The sequence below is a fragment of the Leclercia pneumoniae genome, assembly GCF_017348915.1.
Classification (GTDB): Bacteria; Pseudomonadota; Gammaproteobacteria; order Enterobacterales; family Enterobacteriaceae; genus Enterobacter; species Enterobacter pneumoniae.
This window is the reverse complement of record NZ_CP071383.1, coordinates 325459-345470: the sequence shown is the minus strand read 5'-3', so window position 1 is coordinate 345470 and position 20012 is coordinate 325459. Positions and strand designations below refer to the sequence as shown.

At 54.5% G+C, this 20012-nt stretch carries 17 protein-coding genes; 14 read left to right on the top strand and 3 right to left on the bottom strand.

The features are described from left to right. Positions 1-80 precede the first annotated feature (80 nt). From JZ655_RS01580 to JZ655_RS01570, 3 genes are all read left to right on the top strand, one after another. Complete coding sequence (locus tag JZ655_RS01580) at positions 81-3197, top strand: HsdR family type I site-specific deoxyribonuclease (RefSeq protein ID WP_207292834.1); 3117 nt, start codon at positions 81-83, stop codon at positions 3195-3197. A gap of 221 nt (positions 3198-3418) precedes the next feature. Further along, positions 3419-3757, top strand: a complete 339-nt coding sequence (locus tag JZ655_RS01575; RefSeq protein ID WP_023293487.1) for a 5-fold beta-flower protein — start codon at positions 3419-3421, stop codon at positions 3755-3757. A 485-nt stretch (positions 3758-4242) separates the two neighbouring features. After that, positions 4243-5196 carry a nickel/cobalt transporter gene (locus JZ655_RS01570; protein ID WP_207292833.1) on the top strand — a complete coding sequence of 318 codons (954 nt, stop codon included), beginning with the start codon at positions 4243-4245 and terminating at the stop codon, positions 5194-5196. A gap of 30 nt (positions 5197-5226) precedes the next feature. On the opposite strand, the gene proP is transcribed toward JZ655_RS01570, so the two are convergent. Continuing rightward, entirely contained in the window at positions 5227-6729 is a 1503-nt protein-coding gene (proP, locus tag JZ655_RS01565) for a glycine betaine/L-proline transporter ProP (RefSeq protein WP_046885497.1), read from the bottom strand. Between the two features lie 653 nt (positions 6730-7382). Between proP and kdgT the strand changes: the two genes are divergently transcribed. Continuing rightward, a complete protein-coding gene (gene kdgT / locus JZ655_RS01560) occupies positions 7383-8378 on the top strand; it encodes a 2-keto-3-deoxygluconate transporter (protein WP_040077550.1) in 996 nt (331 codons plus the stop codon). Between the two features lie 31 nt (positions 8379-8409). Here kdgT and JZ655_RS01555 read toward each other — a convergent pair whose 3' ends face one another. Next, positions 8410-9288 carry a diguanylate cyclase regulator RdcB family protein gene (locus JZ655_RS01555; protein ID WP_046885498.1) on the bottom strand — a complete coding sequence of 293 codons (879 nt, stop codon included), beginning with the start codon at positions 9286-9288 and terminating at the stop codon, positions 8410-8412. After that, positions 9285-11636 (bottom strand): clamp-binding protein CrfC, encoded by a 2352-nt coding sequence (gene crfC, locus JZ655_RS01550; protein WP_207292832.1) that lies wholly within the window; start codon positions 11634-11636, stop codon positions 9285-9287. The genes JZ655_RS01555 and crfC overlap by 4 nt, the downstream gene beginning before the upstream one ends. Before the next feature lie 598 nt (positions 11637-12234). Here crfC and JZ655_RS01545 point away from each other — a divergent pair. The 10 genes from JZ655_RS01545 to phnK all read left to right on the top strand — a co-directional run bounded on the left by JZ655_RS01545 (position 12235) and on the right by phnK (position 20011). Further along, positions 12235-12570: a zinc ribbon domain-containing protein YjdM gene (locus JZ655_RS01545; RefSeq protein WP_040077554.1), complete on the top strand. Its 336-nt coding sequence runs from the start codon at positions 12235-12237 to the stop codon at positions 12568-12570. 240 nt (positions 12571-12810) lie between these two features. Then, positions 12811-13599, top strand: a complete 789-nt coding sequence (gene phnC, locus JZ655_RS01540; protein WP_207292831.1) for a phosphonate ABC transporter ATP-binding protein — start codon at positions 12811-12813, stop codon at positions 13597-13599. A gap of 23 nt (positions 13600-13622) precedes the next feature. Continuing rightward, positions 13623-14639, top strand: coding sequence for a phosphonate ABC transporter substrate-binding protein (phnD, locus tag JZ655_RS01535; RefSeq protein ID WP_207292830.1), 1017 nt, complete (start codon positions 13623-13625; stop codon positions 14637-14639). Between the two features lie 158 nt (positions 14640-14797). Next, a complete protein-coding gene (gene phnE, locus JZ655_RS01530) occupies positions 14798-15577 on the top strand; it encodes a phosphonate ABC transporter, permease protein PhnE (RefSeq protein ID WP_207292829.1) in 780 nt (259 codons plus the stop codon). 20 nt (positions 15578-15597) lie between these two features. Beyond that, on the top strand, positions 15598-16323 hold the full coding sequence (gene phnF, locus JZ655_RS01525; RefSeq protein WP_207292828.1) for a phosphonate metabolism transcriptional regulator PhnF: 726 nt from the start codon (positions 15598-15600) through the stop codon (positions 16321-16323). Continuing rightward, positions 16324-16776 carry a phosphonate C-P lyase system protein PhnG gene (gene phnG / locus JZ655_RS01520; RefSeq protein ID WP_207292827.1) on the top strand — a complete coding sequence of 151 codons (453 nt, stop codon included), beginning with the start codon at positions 16324-16326 and terminating at the stop codon, positions 16774-16776. After that, positions 16773-17357 carry a phosphonate C-P lyase system protein PhnH gene (gene phnH / locus JZ655_RS01515; protein WP_040077560.1) on the top strand — a complete coding sequence of 195 codons (585 nt, stop codon included), beginning with the start codon at positions 16773-16775 and terminating at the stop codon, positions 17355-17357. Before phnG ends, phnH begins: the two co-directional genes overlap by 4 nt. Then, positions 17357-18421, top strand: coding sequence for a carbon-phosphorus lyase complex subunit (locus JZ655_RS01510; RefSeq protein WP_207292826.1), 1065 nt, complete (start codon positions 17357-17359; stop codon positions 18419-18421). The genes phnH and JZ655_RS01510 overlap by 1 nt, the downstream gene beginning before the upstream one ends. Next, positions 18414-19259 (top strand): alpha-D-ribose 1-methylphosphonate 5-phosphate C-P-lyase PhnJ, encoded by an 846-nt coding sequence (phnJ, locus tag JZ655_RS01505; RefSeq protein WP_040077562.1) that lies wholly within the window; start codon positions 18414-18416, stop codon positions 19257-19259. The genes JZ655_RS01510 and phnJ overlap by 8 nt, the downstream gene beginning before the upstream one ends. Continuing rightward, the gene (phnK, locus tag JZ655_RS01500) at positions 19256-20011 is read left to right on the top strand and encodes a phosphonate C-P lyase system protein PhnK (protein ID WP_040077563.1); all 756 of its coding nucleotides are present in this window, start codon (positions 19256-19258) and stop codon (positions 20009-20011) included. The genes phnJ and phnK overlap by 4 nt, the downstream gene beginning before the upstream one ends. Position 20012 lies beyond the last annotated feature (1 nt).

The window sequence follows — 20012 nt, the reverse complement described above, 5'->3', positions numbered from 1 at the left end:
GCCCGATATCAGGCTTTACGAATGCCGGAAGATGCTCTAACCCCCTTCCGGACTTTGCCCGATGACGCACAGGATACACCATGACACAACAGACACACACCATCGCTGAATCCAATAACTTTATTGTTCTTGAGAAATACACCAAAGCCTGGGAATCAAGTGAAAGCTACCAGAGCGAATCAGACCTAGAGCGTGAACTGATTCGGGACCTTCTTAATCAGGGTTATGAGTTTATCTCCGTTAAGTCACCGACTGCGATGCTGGCGAATGTGCGGGACCAACTTCAGCGTCTTAATGGTGTGGTGTTTAACGAAAGTGAATGGCGGCGTTTCGCAGAGCAGTATCTGGACAGCCCCAGTGACAGCAGCCTGGACAAAACCCGTAAAATCCATATCGACTATATCTGTGATTTCACGTTTGATGACGGTCGTCTGGAAAACATCTATCTGATAGATAAAAAGAGCCTGCTGCGCAATAAGGTGCAGGTCATTCAGCAGTTTGAGCAGACCGGCTCACACGCTAACCGTTATGACGTCACCATTCTGGTTAACGGCCTGCCGCTGGTGCAAATCGAACTCAAAAAGCGTGGCGTGGCGATTCGTGAAGCCTTTAACCAGATACACCGTTACAGCAAGGAAAGCTTTAACAGCGATAACTCCCTGTTTAAATACCTGCAACTCTTCGTGATTTCCAACGGGACTGATACCCGGTACTTTGCCAGTACCACTAAACGGGATAAAAATAGCTTTGATTTCACCATGAACTGGGCGAAATCGGATAACACTTTGATTAAGGACCTGAAGGACTTTACCGCCACTTTCTTCCAGAAGCATACTCTGCTGAATGTTCTGTTTAATTACAGCGTGTTTGACAGCAGCCAGACGCTGCTGGTCATGCGTCCCTATCAGATTGCCGCCACCGAGCGCATTTTCTGGAAAATTAACAGCTCTTTTAAAGCGAAGAACTGGTCAAAACCCGAAAGCGGCGGGTTTATCTGGCATACCACAGGGTCAGGAAAAACCCTGACCAGCTTTAAGGCCGCACGTCTGGCTACGGAACTGGACTTTATTGATAAAGTCTTCTTCGTGGTCGACAGGAAAGACCTCGATTACCAGACCATGAAGGAGTACCAGCGCTTCTCTCCGGACAGTGTCAATGGTTCGGATAATACAGCAGGCCTCAGAAGAAACCTGGATAAGGACGATAACAAAATCATCGTCACAACCATTCAGAAACTCAATAACCTGATGAAAGCCGAAGCTGACCTGCCCGTCTATCAGCAGCAGGTGGTGTTTATCTTTGATGAGTGTCACCGCAGCCAGTTTGGTGAAGCCCAGAAAAACCTCAAAAAGAAATTCAGACGCTTTTATCAGTTTGGTTTTACCGGTACGCCTATTTTCCCGGAAAATGCACTGGGGGCAGAAACCACCGCCAGCGTCTTCGGGCGTGAATTACATTCTTACGTAATTACTGATGCGATTCGTGATGAAAAAGTGCTGAAGTTTAAGGTGGACTATAACGATGTCCGCCCACAGTTTAAGTCTCTTGAAACGGAAACAGACGAGAAAAAACTCAGCGCGGCTGAAAACCAACAGGCATTTTTGCACCCCCTGCGTATCCAGGAAATAACGCAATACATTCTCAATAACTTCCGGCAGAAAACGCACCGAACCTTCCCGGGAGCTAAGGGCTTTAACGCCATGTTAGCAGTTAGCAGCGTGGACGCGGCGAAAGCTTATTACACGACGTTTAAAATGCTACAGGAAGAAGCAGAGAAGAAATCTGGCAGCTATAAATGCCTTCGGGTGGCAACCATCTTCTCCTTTGCTGCAAATGAAGAGCAAAGCGCTATTGGTGATATTACTGACGAAAGCTTTGATACCAGCGCGATGAACAGCAGCGCGAAGGAATTCCTGGATTTAGCCATTGATGACTATAACAACCACTTTAAAACCAATTTCAGCACCGACAGTAACGGTTTCCAGAACTACTACCGCGATTTAGCTCAACGGGTGAAAAATCAGGATATTGACCTTCTCATCGTGGTGGGAATGTTCTTAACTGGCTTTGATGCTCCGACGCTCAATACTCTGTTCGTTGACAAAAACCTGCGTTATCACGGTCTGATGCAGGCATTCTCACGCACCAACCGTATCTATGATGCAACCAAAACCTTCGGCAATATCGTGACCTTCAGGGACCTGGAGCGTCCGACCATTGATGCCATCACACTTTTTGGCGACAAAAACACCAAGAATGTGGTGCTGGAAAAAAGCTACGAAGAGTACATGCAGGGCTTTACCGATGCGGCAACCGGTGAGGCTAAACGAGGTTTTATGGCTGTTGTTTCGGAGCTGGAGCAGCGCTTCCCTGACCCTGCCAGTATCGACAGTGAAAAAGAGAAAAAAGCCTTCGTCAAACTGTTTGGTGAATATCTGCGGGCAGAAAACATCCTGCAAAACTATGATGAATTTGCCACACTGAAAGCGCTGCAGAAGGTTGATATTAGTGACCCGGAAGCGGTAGAAACCTTTAAAGCAGAGCACTATGTGGATGATGAAAAATTTGCTGAATTACAAACTATTCGTCTCCCGGCAGAACGTAAAGTTCAGGACTATCGCTCAGCATACAATGATATCCGGGACTGGCAGCGACGCGAAAAAGCAGCAAACGACAGGGATAAATCAACCACAGACTGGGATGACGTGGTGTTTGAAATTGACCTGCTGAAGTCGCAGGAAATTAACCTGGACTACATTCTTGGCCTGATTTTCGACCACAACAGAGAGAAAAAAGGTAAAGATGCCCTGACTGAAGAGGTCAGACGCTTAATCCGCTCAAGTCTGGGCAACCGTGCCAAAGAAGGTCTGATTGTTGACTTTATTCAGCAAACTAACCTTGATGACATGCCGGACAAGGCCAGTATCATTGATGCATTCTTTACCTATGCTCAGCGTGAACAGCAGCGGGAAGCAGAGGCGTTGATTAAGGAAGAAAACCTCAATGAAGAGGCTGCAAGGCGCTATATCCGCACATCACTAAAACGGGAATATGCTACCGAAAATGGGACGGAGTTAAACGAGACGCTACCAAAGCTCAGTCCGTTGAATCCTCAGTACAAAACGAAAAAGCAGACTGTATTCCAGAAAATTGGGGCGTTTATCGAAAAATTTAAAGGGGTTGGAGGGCACCTCTAGATGCCAGATAACAGAGCAATGCGCTACCGCAATTTATAGGTAAGATTGTATCTTTTAACCTGCATCAGACCTGTTATGATCGATGAAGCGCTGGTTAATGTTAATGCTAACTGGATGGATTTTAAACGCATATTCAAATGATTAGCGTCCAGAACTTATAGAAACCAGTGCTTTATTTTGGATGGTAAAGTGCTGAACGGACGTATCACAGGAGAATGCTTATGAGCGTAACTATAAAAGACGATCGACTCAGGACTATCGCGACCTTTGATGGCAAGACCTTGAAAGATGATCGACTCAGGACCATCGCAACTTTTGACGGTAAAACCCTGAAAGACGACCGGCTCAGAACCATCGCAACTTTTGACGGTAAAACCCTGAAAGACGACCGACTCCGCACCATCGCTACCTTTGATGGAAAGACCCTGAAAGACGATCGACTCCGCACCATCGCAACATTTGATGGTAAAACACTTAAAGACGACCGACTCAGAACCATTGCGACAGTTAATGGTAATGTCAGTATTGTTGTTTTGGCGTTTGCTGCTCGGCTATTTTAAGGCTAAGAGCCTATCTCAACAGAGATTAATACTTTACCCAAAAGATATAATATCAGTATCTAAAAGCCTGCACCGTCTGATTTTTAGTCATTGAATCGCGAGAACGGGAGATAATTTCTCTTCTATGGGTATAGGCTCATAATGGTAGGATTCTGGTAGCTTCGAAACGCCGTATTTAAGCAATACTTAAGTCATGAAGAACCAAACTTAAACATTTTTCTCAAGGTAAACCAGTAAAAAACTGTTAGTGCTGATGGATCGTTTGGGCTCTTTTAAAGGGATTGAAAATCCCCGTGTCCTTGGTTCGATTCCGAGTCCGGGCACCACTATTTAGAAAAACCCGCCTATGGCGGGTTTTTTGCTTTCTGGCTGACACGCGATTCCACGCTTTCTACATAAGTCCCTGGCAAGCCATCACGAAATACCCATCCTCCCCTCATTCTGCGCTTGCTATAATTCAGCCACACTCACCCGCAGGCTTCCTTATGAATACATACCGTCTAACGCGCGACTGGCGATTGCCCACGGCAGGGTTGCTGGCCTTGATAGTCCTCTTTGCTGGCTTCACGCTGCACACTCACTGGAACGGCTTTATCCAGTGGTGCCTCGCCACCCAAATCACGCTGCATCGTTATCTGGTGATGTATCTGCTGCAACTGAATAACCATCAGTTCAGCGGCGGGCTATGGCTACTGACGGGGGCCTTTTTTTATGGCGTGCTGCATGCTATCGGCCCCGGGCATGGCAAATTTATCGTAACCACCTGGCTCAGCACCAATACCGAGAGCCATCGGGCATCTCGCATGGTGCCGTTTCTCGGGAGCCTGATGCAGGGCGTCAGCGCCATTCTGTTTGTGTTCATCCTCGCCGTCGGCCTGAATATGGCGTCCGGCGATCTGAGCACCAGCCGCTGGTACGTCGAGAAAATCAGCGCCGTGATGATCGGTTCATTCGGTGCCTTCATCATCTATCAGGCGCTAAAAAGCCTGCTGCCCCGCAAAATGACCCTCTTTGCCATCAAACCGCTGCACGAACACAGTGACCAGTGCGGATGCGGCCATCACGGCGTAGGGGCCGGGATGACGCAAGGCGACTGGAAAACGCGTCTGGGTGTGATTCTGGCGATTGGTGCGCGGCCCTGCAGCGGCGCCATCATGATTTTGCTGTTCTCGAATGCGCTGGGGATTGTCAGTTGGGGAATGGCAGCGGTCATGACCATGTCGCTTGGTACCGCGTTATCCATTATGGGCCTGTCCCTGGCGGTACGTTATGCCCGTGAGCGCACCGTGGCGCTGTTTGATAGCCCTGCGTCGTTACGCTGGCTGGCGCCCGCAGCCAGGATAGCCGGAGGCGTGGTGCTTATTCTGTTTGCCGTCGTGCTCTTTTTAACGGTGATCCCCATCAGCGCGGACGGCGACTTTATCGCCGCTGGCTGCTAATAAAAAACCCGGCTTGCGCCGGGTTTTTTATTACTCATTAATTCTCGGATGTTGATCAACAAGGCGAGAACGCTTTTTCTGTAACGCCTCAATTTCGGCGTCAATATCTTCAATCTTCTGCTCGACGTTATCGTAATGTTCGCGCAGGATCTCTTTCGCTTCCGCAATATCCGATGCCGCCGGTGTAGCGCCTTTCAGAGGACGGTTCGCCGTCTCCTTCATGGTCAGACCGGTCGCCAGACCAATGACCGCAATCACCATCAGGTAGTAGGCAGGCATCATCAGGTTCTGCGTGCTCTCTACCAGCGAGGCCGCCAGGGTCGGCGTCAGGCCGGCAATCAGCACTGAAATGTTAAACGCTGCCGCCAGGGCGCTATAACGAATATGCGTCGGGAACATCGCCGGCAGAGTGGATGCCATCACGCCAATAAAGCAGTTCAGGATCACCGCCAGCATCAGCAGACCGGCGAAAATCAGCCCCAGCACGTTACTGTTGATCAGGATAAAGGCCGGAATCGAGAGCGCGAACAGAGCAACGCTGCCGAGAATAATGAACGGTCGACGACCGAAACGGTCACTCAGCAGGCCCATAATCGGCTGCACAAACAGCATCCCCACCATGATGGCGATGATAATGAGTACGCCGTGATCTTCCGAGTAGTGCAGGTTATGCGACAGATAGCTCGGCATGTAGGTCAACAGCATGTAGTAGGTCACGTTGGTGGAGATCACCAGACCAATACAGGTCAGCAGGCTACGCCAGTGTTTAGTGGCAATCTCTTTAAACGAGACTTTAGGCCCTTCCTGCAATCCTTCGCGATCGCCCTGCTCCAGCTTTTCGACATGCTGCTGGAAAGCCGGAGTCTCTTCAAGCGCGTGACGCAGATAGAGACCAATCACCCCGAGCGGCAGCGCCAGGAAGAACGGGATACGCCAGCCCCACTCCAGGAAGTTCGCTTCACCCACCACGGTGGAAATCAGGACCACGACACCCGCACCCAGCACAAAGCCTGCGATGGAGCCAAAGTCCAGCCAGCTTCCCATAAAACCACGCTTACGGTCCGGCGAATACTCAGCCACAAAGATTGACGCGCCGGTGTACTCACCACCGACCGAGAAGCCCTGGGCCATCTTACACAGCAGCAGCAGAATGGGCGCCCAGATACCAATACTGGCGTACGACGGTATCAAGCCAATACAGAAGGTACTGACGGACATGATAACAATGGTAATCGCGAGTATTTTCTGGCGACCATATTTATCGCCAAGCATCCCGAAGAACAGACCACCCAGCGGGCGGATTAAGAAGGGAACGGAGAACGTACCTAACGCTGCAATCATCTGCAGGCTAGGATCGGCGCCGGGGAAGAACACTTTACCTAACGCGTAGGCCACAAAGCCATACACGCCAAAATCGAACCATTCCATTGCGTTACCGAGCGAAGCCGCGGTTATCGCCTTGCGCAATTTACCGTCGTCAATGATAGTGACGTCACGCAGGGTGATGGGTTTAACCTTTTTCCTTTTAAGCATTGCTAACCTCGTAGACTAAGCCCTGTCCTTACCACAGTGCTTTAAGAGCACCTTGTGGACCCGGGAAGCGCATCGTGCGCATTCTCCTCTTTCAAGCGTAGCAGGTTTACTTACACTGACGTTCAAAGTCAGTACAACCGAACCTGTTGACGCCTGTCTGGGCAGTTAATGACCTCCTTACCCTACCAGCGTTTATATTTGTGATCAACTTCACATATATATTTAGCGACCTTAAGCCTACGTAATGAAAGGTCAATTTTCTCAATTGAGATACGTCTCAACCCCCACCTCTTAAATATCATTCCTTAAGTTATTATTCGCACGAAAACAAAAAATAAACGACATTTCTTCACATCCAATTTACAGCAATTTTAATAATCAAAAGGGCGCCGATCGGTTTCCGAAAAATATGTGATCCAGATAACTAAAACACTGTTTTATTTTCATTGAATCGCCATTCCATCGATCGCATCATAAGTCTGGTCAACAGGGTTTAAATGCTTTCAGTCGAAGGCCAAAACCCAAACCGAATTATGTTTGCTGTATGAATAACGGATTGCCAGGCGCACAAAGCCCTCAATGCGTTGAATTCATTAAATTATTGGTTTCTAACTTGTCCGCCGGCGATGCGTGATGAGATGCGAGGGTACACGATGAAAATTAAAGCCGCGATTGAGCGCATTCCCGGTGGGATGATGTTGGTTCCGCTGGTGCTGGGTGCCATTTTAAATACCTTAGCGCCTAACACCGGGGCTTATTTCGGTGGATTCACTAAAGGTATGATTACCGGTACGGTGCCGATCCTGGCGGTATGGTTCTTCTGTATCGGTGCTTCCATTAATTTACGTGCAACCGGAACGGTATTACGTAAGTCCGGCACGCTGGTACTGACTAAAATTGCCGTTGCATGGATTGTGGCGATGCTCTGCGCGATGTTCATCCCAGAAAATGGGATCCAGACGGGCTTCTTTGCGGGTCTCTCCGTACTTGCCATCGTCTCTGCCATGGACATGACCAACGGCGGTCTCTACGCCAGTCTGATGAACCAGTATGGCACCAAAGAGGAGTCCGGTGCTTTCGTTCTGATGTCGCTGGAGTCCGGCCCGCTGATGACCATGCTGATCCTCGGCTCCGCAGGTCTGGCCTCGTTTGAAGCGCACCATTTTGTTGGCGCCATCCTGCCATTCCTGATCGGTTTCGCCCTCGGTAACCTGGACCACGACCTGCGTGACTTCTTCAGCAAAGCAACGCCGGTACTGATTCCCTTCTTCGGTTTCGCCCTGGGTAACACCATCAACCTGAACGTGATCCTTCAGACCGGCCTGCTGGGTATCGTGCTGGGCGTGGCGGTGATCATCATCACCGGTATTCCGCTGATTATTGCCGACCGCGTCATTGGCGGTGGCAACGGGACTGCGGGGGTGGCGGCATCATCCGCCGCGGGCGCTGCGGTGGCTAACCCGGTCATCATCGCGCAGATTAACCCGGCCTTTGAACCGGTTGCCGCATCCGCTACCGCACTGGTTGCGGCCAGCGTGATCGTCACCGCGATTCTGGTGCCAATCATCACTGCACTGTACGCCAGACGCTTCGGTAACATCCCGGCGCCGGAAGCTGAAGAACAAAGAGTGGAATCGCTGCACCACTAAGTGACTGACCCTCTCCCACGGGAGAGGGTTTTTACTCTGCGAAGACCTCTTCTACCATGGCTTTCGCCAGTCTTGTCGCCGAACAGAGTCTCGGCATCCCCAGCGCCACGTTTTGCCAGCTTTGCGTCACCGACCAGCAGACCGGATGACGGTCCACATCACACCAGTCGCCCAGCCAGCCCAGCATATCTTTATGATCGATCAGACCCGGAGACGCCGGTGTGGCAAGCCATTGATGGTAAAAATGGCGCGTGGCTGGTGCCGCATTAATGCCCAGCGCCAGGTAGTTCGCCACCTGATTTTGCAGCTCATCTTTCAGCATGGCGCTCACGTCGGCATTGGCCAGCCGGCAGGCGTCGCCAAACGCTCCCCAGCGCAACTCTTCCAGCGCCACATAACCGCGCCCGGCCAGGGACCAGCCGTCGTAATGGCCGGCCCGCCAGCGGGTAAAGATCTGTTCGGTATGCTCACCGGCCTGCACCGTTAAGCCGCGCTGGCCTAACGCTTTGACTTTCCAGACCGCACGCTGCTGGAAATGAGAAGAGAGGGTATCGTACTGCTGCAACAAGCCTGGCGGGGGCGCATTGCGCAGACCCGTGTGCTGGCGTAATGCGTCCAGTTTCTGTGTCATGCGGGTAAGCGCAAGATGGCCGGGGTCAAACATGCCCGCCAGTTTCTCTGCCAGCCCAAGCCGCAGCGCAGCATTTTCGCTGAACATTCCCGCCATCGCCCATGGACGAAGCTGAGTCTGCGTCATGATCTCCTGGGTTAAACGTTCACGAAACTGCTGTTGCTGTGGCACGAGCGGGGTTTGACGCGTGGCATCCACCCCTTGCACCAAATCGACCATAAATTTGGGATGGATACACTCCAGCGTCCGCCCGGGACCGTCCAGTAGTTGTTTTGTCATGGTTGCTCTGCCGCGAATAGAGTTTGAATATCATCGCGTAACAGTCGGGTATCTTCCTGAATCCACGTCGCGGTGGAGATACACTGTGAAAGCAGCTGAGTGAGCGACCGGGTAGCATGCTCATTCTGCTGGCGCACCGCGAGGCTATCACGCAAGCTTTCTTGTAATCCTGCAAGACATAGCGAAAATTCCGCAAAGAAAGTCGCCATGCCTGCCGTAACAGAGACATCGACCTGCGCGGCCAAAGCTTTACGGATTTGTGCACAAAACTGCTCAATATGGTGATTAATTTTGTCATGCAGCTCAGCCACGTTGATCACGTAACGGGTATGTGTCACGACGTAGTCATCCCAACCCCAGCCAGGATTATTCAGCCAGCGAGAGACCGTTTCACGCACGCTACTCGTGCCTGCCACCTGGCTCGCAGGAAGGTTCTCACGGGCAATCACGTCGTTAAACAGGCCGCGGGTATTAAAGTTAAGCTGGCTGGCCTGGAAGGCCGGGAAGCTGATCCGCGCCCGGAAACCGGCGTGGCTCAACTCTTCTTTGATACGTGTCTCAATGGGGCGCATGGCATCATTCAGCGAGCGCGCCAGGGTGGATTCAAGCTGATCGAAACGCAGAGCCAGTTCACGGCTGATACGCTCTTGCGCCGCCAGCAGAATCATTTCGCAGGAGGAGCGGATTTTACTGAGCACAATCTGCGCCTGGCCTTCATCTTCCAGCACCAGTAGCTCCGCGGCTGCAGGATCATCACTACGCAAACGCAGGTCATAGCCGGTTAGATCGCGCAGATTATCGCTGCTGAAGACCTGACTTATCGCCTGCTGGATTTGCCCCTTCTGCCCGTTAATAAACCCCTCTGCCGTGCAGAGCGCCTCTTCGACTTCATGCCTCACCTCATCGCTGACCGACTCCTGACGACGCTGTAACAGGGCCATGTCCTCTTCCAGACGGGTGATATTGAGCTGTAGCTCATCAAAGGCTACCGTCAGCCCCTGATAGCGAAAATCGAGATATTCACGGGCATTTTGCGCGTAGTTTAATAACTTATGCGATGCAGAACGCAGGGCATACAGCGAAGCATTAGCATAAGCGGCATAAATCAGCTTGCGGATCGGCTGTTCAAACAGGGAATCTTCCCACAGCAGATCGGCAGAGTGACGAACATGCTCAATGTCGTCGAGATCGGCGGTGCGCCAGCGGCGGCCAAGCGCCGCTTCGGCAAAATCCTGTACCCAGCGCTGGCTCTGGTGATCCGGCAATTTACCGCGTTGATCCAGTTCGTGACGCGCGCGGTTTGCCAGATATCCCCACATGGAAGAGACCGGGTAAATCTGCCCCGGAGAGATATACCCTTTCATCAGGGTGCCGGAGATCATTGCCCGCACCTGCTCTTCGTCATCGCTATTACGATCTTTCTGGTCGAATTTATTGACCAGCGCATAGAGCGGCACTGATCTCCCTGCCGCCGAAATGGCCTGACGCACCTCTTCGTCGGAGATCGACTTAAGTTGGGTGTAATCCATCACCGCCAGCACCGCCGAGGCGCGGGAGATCTGTTCTGCCAGCATCTTCTGCAGATGCGGTTGCCCGGCCTCGTTCGGCCCGGGGGTATCAAGAAGTGTTAAGTGTCCGAGATGCGCATCCAGCCCGGCCAGATGAACAAACTCCACCTCAATCACCGGAATGTGTTCGATAGCTGCATATTCAGAGAAGGGAAAGTCGGTTTCCAGCGCCTGGGAAAGGCGCACCAGATCATTTAAGTTTTTCAGACAATAGAAGATGGGCTGGGCGCCAAGATAACGTTTTTCAAACGCCTCCCCTTTTTCAATACGCCCCAGCAGGGCATTCATGTCTTTATCAATTTCCAGCTGTTGCGCCAGCTTGCCGCGATCGCAATTACTCAGCTTTATTTGCAGTTGCTTAATTAAGGTATCGATCGGCGCGACGTGCGAAAAGTTCAGCACTGGCTCCTTCTGGCCCGGCGTATGACGAATAAGCGTGGGGAGGGCCGTCATCGGGCGGTTGCGGTTTGGCAACACTTCCGTACCGACGATGGCATTGATGGTGGTCGATTTCCCGGCCTTCATGGTGCCAACAATCGCCAGCACCATCTCCAGCCGGGTAATTTTGCGCAGTTCATTGTTCAGCATCGACTGCTGGGCGTCTAAACCCCGGGCGCTGAAATGCAGCGGCAAGACATTATTGCTTTCACCCGTCAACGCCGTGGTAGTACTGTCCATTATCGCGACAGGCATCGCTTTTAAGGTTTCAAGGTTTTGCAAAGAGAGTTGCAGTAGCCGTTCCGCTTCCTGGCTCAATTCAAATATTGTTTGTGTGTGCATGCAATAACTTCCCTTAACGCAAATTTCTTAATTTTATTAAACCGAATAATTTTAATAATGAAGGATCGGTTTTATTGATTACATGTGGAAAATATCCCCACTAAAATATAAGCGATTGATGCTGTTGAAATTTTATATTTAAAAAATGCATTAACAACGGAGCGAGCCCCTCGGTCAGGGAAACCGAAAGAGTAAGAGCGTAGCTCAAATTTAAGAAAGGTCAGGATATATCATTATTATTTCCCCTACCCAAAATGAGAGGGAGGAGAGCCCTACCCAAACAAAGTGTGGGTAGTTCGGGAAATCTAAAAAATAGCAAAGCTGCTCTTACCTTATCCGAAATGGCAGTACGTAGCAATTTGCCGCAATAAAATTCTGATTAATTCAATCATGGCCGTTACTCCGTTGGATGTGGGAGTTAGCATCGCTTAATTGACTGACAGAAAATGTCATCCGCCATACTTTTTTTAAATTTCTTGATAAAAACAATGTCACCGACAACAGTAAGGTTTTACGTTATACTTGCCGCCTTTTTCGACAATACGTCGGTTTTTGGCGGGCACACTCCCGCCGCTTCGCACTATTTCAGGAGTCCATCATGCAGCTACCTCATTGCCCAAAATGCAATTCCGAGTACACCTACGAAGACAACGGTCTGTTTATTTGCCCGGAATGCGCCCACGAGTGGAACGATGCCGAACCGGCACCAGACAGTGACGCACTGATCGTGAAAGATGCGAACGGCAACCTGCTGGCCGATGGCGATAACGTAACCGTAATTAAAGATCTGAAAGTAAAAGGCAGCTCTTCCATGCTGAAAATCGGCACCAAAGTGAAGGGCATCCGTCTGGTTGAAGGCGATCACAACATTGACTGCAAAATCGACGGCTTTGGCCCTATGAAATTGAAATCTGAGTTCGTCAAAAAGAACTGATTTCTCCGCCCGGTGAGGCTTCGCTTACCGGGCGGACGAGAACGACACGTAACGGGCTTCTCTTACCTGAGGTAACGATTATGCCGTTAAGCCTCTGCCTCTCCTTCGCCGGCACTTGTGCAGAGGCAATCGCCTGTCATCGCCATCGCTTCAACTCTTCAAACTCCCGCAACCAGCACTTAACCTAAATGTCACATTGATCCGCCAGCATGAGGCCACATTTATCGTGAGGCCCGACACATGCACACTGTCATTCGCGTCGAAAAACTGAGTAAGTCTTTTAACCATAATAAGGCGCTCCATGCCGTTGATCTGACCGTCCAGCAGGGCGAAATGGTGGCGCTGCTGGGGCCTTCCGGTTCAGGAAAGTCGACCCTGCTGCGCCATTTGAGCGGCCTCATTACCTGCGATAAAACGCCGGAAAGCCACGTCGAGCTGCTGGGCAACACCGTCCAGCGCGCCGGCAGCCTGGCGCGTGACATCCGTAAAAGTCGCGCCCAGACAGGCTACATCTTCCAGCAGTTCAACCTGGTGAACCGCCTGACGGTGCTGGAGAATGTGCTGATTGGCGCGCTCGGCAGCACCCCGTTCTGGCGCACCTGTCTGCGCTGGTTCTCCCCTTCCCAGAAACAAGAAGCCCTGCAGGCGCTGACCCGCGTCGGCATGACCCACTTCGCCCACCAGCGCGTCTCCACCCTCTCCGGTGGACAACAGCAGCGCGTCGCCATTGCCCGTGCCCTGATGCAGAAAGCGAAAATCATTCTGGCCGACGAACCCATCGCCTCACTGGATCCGGAATCGGCGCGCATCGTGATGGAGACCCTGCGCGACATCAACCAGAACGACGGCATCACCGTGGTGGTCACGCTACACCAGGTGGACTATGCCCTGCGCTACTGCGAGCGCATCGTCGCCCTGCGTCAGGGACATGTCTTCTTTGATGGCGCAAGCCATCAGTTCGATAACGAACGCTTTGACCATCTCTACCGCAGCATTAACCGCGTCGAAGAGCGCGCTCAGGCTGCTTAATTCACCCGATCCGAGGAAAGTACATGAGCTACAAAGCCGTTGCCGCGCTGGCCTTCACCAGCCTGTTCAGCATCAGCACCCTGTTAAGCCCGGCGTATGCCGAGGAGCAGGAAAAAGCGCTGAACTTTGGCATTATTTCGACGGAATCACAGCAGAACCTGAAACCTCAGTGGGAACCGTTCCTGAAAGATATGGAAACCAAACTGGGGATCAAAGTGAACGCCTTCTTCGCCCCGGACTACGCGGGCATCATCCAGGGGATGCGCTTTAACAAAGTCGACATCGCCTGGTACGGCAACCTCTCCGCGATGGAAGCGGTAGACCGCGCCAACGGCCAGGTCTTTGCGCAGACCGTGGCGGCAGATGGCTCTCCGGGCTACTGGAGCGTGCTGATCGTGAACAAAGACAGCCCGATCAATAACCTCAACGACATGCTCGCCAAACGTAAAGAGCTGACCTTTGGCAACGGCGATCCGAACTCCACTTCCGGGTTCCTGGTGCCGGGCTATTACGTCTTCGCCAAAAACAATATTTCAACCAACGAATTCAAACGCACCGTCAACGCCGGGCACGAAACCAACGCCCTGGCCGTGGCCAACAAGCAGGTGGACGTGGCAACTAACAACACCGAAAACCTCGACAAGCTGAAGACCTCCGCGCCGGACAAGCTGAAAGAACTGAAGGTGATCTGGAAATCACCGCTGATCCCGGGCGACCCGATCGTGTGGCGTAAAAACCTCTCAGAAAGCACCAAGGACAAGGTGTACGACTTCTTTATGACCTACGGCAAAACGCCGGAAGAAAAAGCCGTTCTGGAGAGGCTGGGCTGGGCACCGTTCCGCGCCTCAAGCGACCTGCAGCTGGTCCCGATTCGCCAGCTGGCGCTGTTTAAACAGATGCAGGGCGTGAAGGACAACAAGGGTCTGAAGGAGGAAGAGAAGAGCAGCAAAGTGTCTGAAATTCAGGCACAGCTGGACGATCTCGACCGCCTGACCGCCGCGCTCGGCGCGATGACCAGCGTGAATAAAGCGGTGCAGTAAATCTTTTCTCCCTCTCCCTGTGGGAGAGGGTAAAAACCGCACCGGACAGTCCCCTCTCCCTTGAGGGAGAGGGTTAGGGTGAGGGGGAAATGCACACGCTGATGCCCTCACCCCGGCCCTCTCCCACAGGGAGAGGGAGAACAGATAAAGGAGTTACCATGCAAACCATCCCTCTCCCACCGCCAAAGCGCAGCTGGTTCTCGCTGATCAGCTGGGCCATCCTGCTGGCGGTGCTTGTTATCTCCTGGAAGGGCGCGGAAATGGACCCGCTGCTGCTGGTGAAAGATTCCGGCAACATGGCCACTTTCGCCGCCGACTTCTTCCCGCCGGACTTCAGCCAGTGGCAGGACTACCTCGGCGAAATGGCCATCACCCTGCAAATCGCCGTCTGGGGCACCGCCCTCGCGGTCATCCTCTCCATCCCGTTTGGCCTGATGAGCGCCGAAAACATCGTGCCATGGTGGGTGTACCAGCCGATGCGCCGCCTGATGGACGCCTGCCGCGCCATTAACGAAATGGTCTTCGCCATGCTATTCGTGGTCGCCGTCGGTCTCGGTCCCTTTGCCGGCGTAATGGCGCTGTTTATTCACACCACCGGCGTGCTCTCCAAGCTGCTCTCCGAGGCGGTGGAAGCCATCGAGCCTGGCCCGGTCGAAGGCATCCGCGCCACCGGCGCCAACAAAATTGAAGAGATTCTGTATGGCGTGTTGCCGCAGGTGATGCCGCTGTTGATCTCCTACTCCCTCTACCGCTTTGAATCCAATGTTCGCTCGGCCACCGTGGTCGGCATGGTTGGCGCAGGCGGTATCGGCGTCACCCTGTGGGAAGCGATTCGTGGTTTCCAGTTCCAGCAAACCTGCGCCCTGATGGTACTCATCATCATCACCGTCAGCCTGCTGGATTTCCTCTCTCAACGTTTGCGTAAGCACTTCATCTGAGAAGCGAGGCTTTGATTTCTATGCACTTATCCAGACATCCGACCAGTTACCCAACCCGTTGGCAAGAGATTGCGGCAAAGCTCGAAGTGGAACTTCGCACCCACTACCGCTGCGGGGACTATCTGCCCGCCGAGCAGCAGCTTGCCGACCGCTACGAAGTGAATCGCCACACCCTGCGCCGCGCCATTGACCAACTGGTGGAGCGCGGATGGGTACAGCGCCGCCAGGGCGTCGGCGTGCTGGTGCTGATGCGCCCGTTCGACTACCCGCTTAACGCGCAGGCGCGCTTTAGCCAGAACCTGCTCGACCAGGGCAGCCACCCCACCAGCGAAAAACTGCTCTCAGTATTACGTCCGGCCTCCAGCCACGTGGCGGACGCACTGGGCATTACCGAGGGTGAAAACGTTGTACACCTGCGCACCCTGCGCCGGGTCAACGGCGTGGCGGTGTGCCAGATCGATCACTACTTTGCCGACCTCTCCCTCTGGCCAGTGCTGCAGCATTTCGCCAATGGCTCGCTGCATGATTTTCTGCAGGAGGCCACGGGCATCGCGCTCAAGCGCACCCAGACGCGCATCAGCGCCCGCCGCGCGCAGGCAAAAGAGAGCAAGGTGCTGGAGATCCCCAACATGGCTCCGCTGCTCTGCGTGCGCACCCTCAACCACCGTGACGGCGAGATCAACGCGACGGAGTACTCCGTCAGCCTGACCCGCGCCGACATGATTGAATTCACCATGGAGCACTGAATGCACTTCGATACCGCCACCCGTCAGCACTGGATGCGCGTCCTGGCACATAGCGACCCCGGGGCGTTGCAGGCGCGCGTCTCTGCCCTTGCCCTCACGCCGACCTATGAACTGATCCGCGCACCGGAGAGTGGCCTGGTGCAGATCCAGGCGCGCATGGGCGGCACCGGAGAACGCTTTTTTGCCGGTGACGCCACCCTCACCCGTGCTGTTGTGCGCCTGTCCAGCGGTACTCTGGGTTACAGCTATCAGCTGGGGCGTAACAAACATCATGCCGAGCAGTGCGCCGTTATCGACGCCCTGCTGCAAGAACAACCCTATTTCCAGTCATTGATGGAAACCTTGATTACCCCGCTGGAAGCTGACCGCGCCGCACGCCTTGCTGCGCGTCAGGCTGAAGTTAACACCAGCCGGGTCGACTTCTTTACGCTCGTTCGCGGAGATAACGCATGACGCTTCAACCCGCTTTTACCCTCGCCGTCCAGGATGCCCAACAAAGTTTTCGTCGCCTGCTGAAAGCCATGAGCGAGCCGGGCGTCATCGTCTCGCTGCATCAGCTTGCGCAGGGCTGGTTGCCGCTGAACCTCGCCACCACCAGCGTGCTGCTGACGCTGGCCGACAACGATACCCCGGTGTGGCTCTCCGGTGCGCTGACCAACGACATCGCCTGTCAGAACCTGCGTTTTCACACCAACGCGCCACTGGTTGAACAGCCCCAGCAGGCGGTCTTCGCCGTGGCCGACGAGCAGATCAGCCACGAGCAGCTCAACGCCCTGAGCGAAGGCACTGCCGTGGCGCCAGAGGCCAGCGCCACGTTGATTTTGCAGGTCACCAGCCTGAGCGGTGGCCGCATGCTGCGCCTGACCGGGGCAGGCATTGCCGAGGAGCGCATGGTCGCCCCGCAGCTGCCGGAGTGCATTATTCATGAGCTGACCGAGCGTCCGCACCCGTTCCCGCTGGGTATCGACCTGATCCTCACCTGCGGCGAGCGCCTGCTGGCCATCCCGCGAACCACCCACGTGGAGGTGTGCTGATGTACGTTGCCGTCAAGGGGGGCGAGAAGGCGATTGCCGCCGCCCACATGCTGCAAGAGCAGAGACGACGGGGTGATGAACAGCTTCCCGAGCTGAGCGTCGCCCAGATAGAACAGCAGTTAAACCTGGCCGTCGATCGGGTGATGACCGAAGGGGGCATCGCGGATCGCGAACTGGCGGCGCTGGCGCTGAAGCAGGCCAGTGGCGATAACGTCGAAGCGATTTTTCTGCTGCGCGCCTACCGCACCACGCTGGCGAAGCTGGCGGTAAGCGAGCCGGTGAGTACCCCGGAGATGCGTCTGGAACGCCGCATTTCGGCCGTTTATAAAGATATTCCCGGCGGTCAGCTGCTTGGCCCCACCTACGACTATACCCACCGCCTGCTCGATTTCACCCTGCTGGCGAACGGCGACGTACCGTCGCTTGCCACCTCCGATGCCGCGCAGGAAGCCTCTCCGCACGTCTTTAGCCTGCTGGCGAAGCAGGGCCTCGCAAAAGCGGAAGAAGATTCCGGCACGTTACCTGACGACATTACCCGCACGCCGCCGGTCTATCCGTGCTCGCGATCGTCGCGCCTGCAGCAACTGATGCGCGGCGACGAGGGGTATCTGCTGGCGCTTGCCTACTCCACTCAGCGCGGCTACGGGCGCAACCACCCGTTCGCGGCGGAGATCCGCAGCGGTTACCTCGACATCGAAATCGTGCCGGAAGAGCTCGGTTTTGCAGTAAACGTCGGCGAACTGCTGGTTACCGAGTGTGAAATGGTTAACGGCTTTGTCGCACCGGAAAATGATGACCCGCACTTTACCCGTGGCTACGGGCTAGTGTTCGGCATGAGCGAGCGCAAGGCAATGGCAATGGCGCTGGTTGACCGCGCCCTGCAGGCACCAGACTACGGTGAGCACGCCGCCGGCCCGGCGCAGGACGAAGAGTTCGTGCTGGCCCACGCGGATAACGTCGAAGCCGCAGGCTTTGTCTCGCACCTCAAGCTGCCCCATTACGTCGACTTCCAGGCCGAACTGGAACTGCTGAAATGCCTGCAACGGGAGCGCAGAAATGGCTAACTTAAGCGGCTATAACTTTGCCTATCTGGATGAGCAAACCAAACGCATGATCCGCCGCGCCATCCTGAAAGCCGTGGCCATTCCGGGCTATCAGGTGCCGTTCGGCGGCCGCGAAATGCCGATGCCCTACGGCTGGGGGACCGGCGGCATTCAGCTCACCGCCAGCGTGATCGGCGAAGCGGACGTGCTGAAGGTTATCGACCAGGGGGCGGACGACACCACCAATGCGGTGTCGATTCGCAACTTCTTTAAGCGCGTCACGGGCGTGAACACCACTGAAAAAACCGAAGACGCGACGCTGATCCAGACCCGTCACCGCATCCCAGAAACGCCGCTCACCGAAGATCAGATCCTGATTTTCCAGGTGCCGATCCCGGAGCCGCTGCGCTTTATCGAGCCGCGTGAAACCGAAACCCGCACCATGCACGCGCTGGAAGAGTACGGCGTGATGCAGGTGAAGCTGTACGAGGATATCGCGCGCTTCGGCCATATCGCCACCACCTACGCCTACCCGGTGAAGGTGAACGGACGCTACGTGATGGACCCGTCGCCGATCCCGAAATTCGATAACCCGAAGATGGACATGATGCCCGCCCTGCAGCTGTTTGGCGCCGGGCGCGAAAAACGCATCTATGCCGTCCCGCCGTATACCCGCGTGGAGAGTCTCGATTTTGACGACCACCCGTTTACGGTGCAGGCCTGGGACGAGCCGTGCGCTATCTGCGGCTCGCAGCACAGCTATCTGGATGAAGTGGTGCTGGACGACACCGGCAAACGGATGTTTGTCTGCTCCGACACCGACTACTGCCGCCAACAGAGCGAGGCGAAAAGCCAATGAAACCGCTGCTTTCGGTTAACAACCTGACCCACCTTTACGCGCCGGGCAAAGGCTTTAGCGACGTGTCATTCGAACTGTGGCCGGGGGAAGTGCTGGGGATTGTCGGCGAGTCCGGCTCCGGCAAAACCACCTTGCTGAAATCGATCTCCGCGCGCCTGACGCCGCACAACGGCGACATTCTCTACGAAGGCGCCTCGCTGTACGGCATGAGCGAGGCCGAGCGCCGCCGCCTGCTGCGCACCGAGTGGGGCGTGGTGCATCAGCACCCGATGGACGGCCTGCGCCGTCAGGTTTCGGCGGGGGGCAATATCGGCGAACGGCTGATGGCGACCGGCGCGCGCCACTACGGCAACATCCGCGCTACGGCGCAGCACTGGCTGGAGGAGGTAGAGATCCCCGCCTCGCGCATCGACGACCTGCCCACCACCTTTTCCGGTGGGATGCAGCAACGGTTACAGATCGCCCGCAATCTGGTGACCCATCCGAAGCTGGTGTTTATGGATGAGCCAACGGGCGGGCTGGACGTCTCGGTACAGGCGCGCCTGCTCGACCTGCTGCGCGGCCTGGTGGTGGAGCTGAACCTTGCGGTGGTAATTGTCACCCACGATCTGGGTGTTGCGCGCCTGCTGGCGGACCGTCTGCTGGTGATGAAACAGGGTCAGGTGGTGGAAAGTGGGTTAACCGACCGCGTACTTGACGATCCCCATCATCCGTACACCCAGCTGCTGGTGTCATCGGTATTGCAGAACTAAG

Bases quoted from the DNA above. Each gene is read 5' to 3' on its own strand.
- JZ655_RS01580 (WP_207292834.1), top strand. From the start codon at position 81: ATGACACAACAGACACACACCATCGCTGAATCCAATAACTTTATTGTT.
- JZ655_RS01575 (WP_023293487.1), top strand. From the start codon at position 3,419: ATGAGCGTAACTATAAAAGACGATCGACTCAGGACTATCGCGACCTTT.
- JZ655_RS01570 (WP_207292833.1), top strand. From the start codon at position 4,243: ATGAATACATACCGTCTAACGCGCGACTGGCGATTGCCCACGGCAGGG.
- proP (WP_046885497.1), bottom strand. From the start codon at position 6,729: ATGCTTAAAAGGAAAAAGGTTAAACCCATCACCCTGCGTGACGTCACT.
- kdgT (WP_040077550.1), top strand. From the start codon at position 7,383: ATGAAAATTAAAGCCGCGATTGAGCGCATTCCCGGTGGGATGATGTTG.
- JZ655_RS01555 (WP_046885498.1), bottom strand. From the start codon at position 9,288: ATGACAAAACAACTACTGGACGGTCCCGGGCGGACGCTGGAGTGTATC.
- crfC (WP_207292832.1), bottom strand. From the start codon at position 11,636: ATGCACACACAAACAATATTTGAATTGAGCCAGGAAGCGGAACGGCTA.
- JZ655_RS01545 (WP_040077554.1), top strand. From the start codon at position 12,235: ATGCAGCTACCTCATTGCCCAAAATGCAATTCCGAGTACACCTACGAA.
- phnC (WP_207292831.1), top strand. From the start codon at position 12,811: ATGCACACTGTCATTCGCGTCGAAAAACTGAGTAAGTCTTTTAACCAT.
- phnD (WP_207292830.1), top strand. From the start codon at position 13,623: ATGAGCTACAAAGCCGTTGCCGCGCTGGCCTTCACCAGCCTGTTCAGC.
- phnE (WP_207292829.1), top strand. From the start codon at position 14,798: ATGCAAACCATCCCTCTCCCACCGCCAAAGCGCAGCTGGTTCTCGCTG.
- phnF (WP_207292828.1), top strand. From the start codon at position 15,598: ATGCACTTATCCAGACATCCGACCAGTTACCCAACCCGTTGGCAAGAG.
- phnG (WP_207292827.1), top strand. From the start codon at position 16,324: ATGCACTTCGATACCGCCACCCGTCAGCACTGGATGCGCGTCCTGGCA.
- phnH (WP_040077560.1), top strand. From the start codon at position 16,773: ATGACGCTTCAACCCGCTTTTACCCTCGCCGTCCAGGATGCCCAACAA.
- JZ655_RS01510 (WP_207292826.1), top strand. From the start codon at position 17,357: ATGTACGTTGCCGTCAAGGGGGGCGAGAAGGCGATTGCCGCCGCCCAC.
- phnJ (WP_040077562.1), top strand. From the start codon at position 18,414: ATGGCTAACTTAAGCGGCTATAACTTTGCCTATCTGGATGAGCAAACC.
- phnK (WP_040077563.1), top strand. From the start codon at position 19,256: ATGAAACCGCTGCTTTCGGTTAACAACCTGACCCACCTTTACGCGCCG.